2 protein-coding genes are annotated in these 2068 nt (G+C 27.4%); both read right to left on the bottom strand.

From position 1 onward, the window contains the following. Nucleotides 1–100 precede the first annotated feature (100 nt). Nucleotides 101–1372 (bottom strand): YfcC family protein, encoded by a 1272-nt coding sequence (locus G3997_RS04130; RefSeq protein WP_442971240.1) that lies wholly within the window; start codon nt 1370–1372, stop codon nt 101–103. A gap of 440 nt (nt 1373–1812) precedes the next feature. Next, a partial coding sequence (locus G3997_RS04125; protein WP_296648556.1) for a hypothetical protein occupies nt 1813–2068 on the bottom strand: 256 nt, incomplete at its 5' end.

Here is a 2068-nt window from a genome sequence, read left to right as displayed (position 1 = left end):
AAATGGATATTCTTTAAAATGCTAATCTAAGTAAAAATAAATATAATTTATATAAAAAGAGCCTTTTATAAAGAGGCTCTTTCTTATATAATAAACTTTTTTATTTAATAAACATCATACCTATTGATAATATAATAGCTGAAGATATATATATACATATAACTACTTTACTTACAAATCTTATCCATGTAGTATATTCAACCTTTGCAATAGCAAGTCCTCCCATTATAACTCCAGATGTTGGTGTTATTANGTTTACAAGACCACTACCTGCGCTTAATGTAGATATTACTATTTCTGGTGCAAATCCTAATGTTTTAGCTAATGGTCCAAAAATTGGTACTGATAAACTTGCAAGCCCTGAAGTTGATGGAATTAAAAATGCTAAAGCTATATATATTAAAAATGCCATATTAACAAATAATATAGGTGACATTCCTGTAARTGCTGTAGATGCTTTACTTAACACATACATATCTAGATGCGTTGCTGACATAATGTATGATACTCCTCTAGATATACCTATTATAAGAGCAACACCGACCATTTCAGATGCACCTTCTATTATAGCTGATACAATTTCCTTTTCATTTAATCCATAAACTATACCTATTATAATTGCCATTAATGTAAACCAAGATGCAAGTTGTGAGAACCACCAATTACCAAGAGGTTGTCCAGTTAAAAATGTTGTATTTTTAAATATAGTTATTCCAAACTCATCCCAAGGTATTACACCTAATATCATAACTACAAAAGATAAAGCAAATAGGCATATTATAATTTTTCGTTTAGTAGTAAATTCCATTGTTTCTTCATTATTGTCAACAAATGCTTCTCTTGCATTTTTATATTCTACTTCAGATAAAAGAGAGGCATCTTTATTATTTTTAACTCGTTTTGCATATCGCATTACAAAAAATATTGATATAAGTAATGATGATAGCCATAATGCCACACCAATTCCCATAACTACAGCTTCATTAGCTACTATTTTAACGCCTTTTAAAGAATCTATACTTGTAGATACTAAAAATGGATTTACAGTAGAACCTAAAACTCCACTACCTGCACCTAAGGCTATTGTTGCTACTGCTGTTAATGAATCAAATCCTGCTGCTATCATTGTAGCTGTTATTAGTGCATAAAATGCTAATGTTTCCTCTGCCATACCATAACTAGTACCACCTAAAGAAAATATAAACATAAGTATGGGTATTAGTAATAGTTCTTTACCATTTAATTTTCTTACAACAGCTCCTATACCTGCATCGAGTGCACCAGTTTTTGTTACAACACCTAAAAAACCACCTATTAAAAGTACGTATAATGATATATCTATTGCATCTTTTAATCCATTTATAGGAGCCATTATAACATCTGAAAGTTTTGCAGGTTTTACACCAGGTAAAAACTGAGTTATTATAGCTATTAAAATAGTAATAAGTAATAATATACTATAGGCTGTAGGTAATTTAAAACCTTTTTTCTTCATATTATGTCCTCCAAATATTTAGTTATATAGTTTAAGTTATCCAAAATTTTATATAAAATTCCTACGTATTATATTTAATTACATTACCTTAATTTTAAGTATATCTTACATANNGGCTATATATTATTAACTAACAAAATAGTGTTTAAAGATTATTCTTTTTAATTTATAATTTTTCATTAATTAACTCGTTGTGCTAGTTAAATAAAATCATTACAAATACTAGGTTATAGTAACGTATATTTAACTATTTTTCAAATAATATCTAGTGATTTCAATATGTTGAGTAAAGCAACTAGCACAACATATTAATTATTTTAATCTTCTAATATATTAGGTTCTTCATTTTTTTCAAACCCTTCTGGCAATTCTCCATTTTTAGGATAGAATACTGTATCTTTACTTAGTACATATAATTCCTCTTTTGATATATCATTCTCACCATTTACTTTAACTAATTTTATATTAAAATCGTCTCTCTCACTTTGAGATTCTGGTATAGAGTTTATATATCCTTTTTCTTTCAAATCTAATATTTTTATTTCTAAACTATCTTTTTCACCTTCATAATCT

Source organism: Romboutsia sp. 13368, assembly GCF_018336475.1.
Lineage (GTDB): Bacteria > Bacillota > Clostridia > Peptostreptococcales > Peptostreptococcaceae > Romboutsia.
The sequence above is the reverse complement of the archived record's forward strand: the minus strand, read 5'-3'. Positions and strand labels throughout refer to the sequence as shown.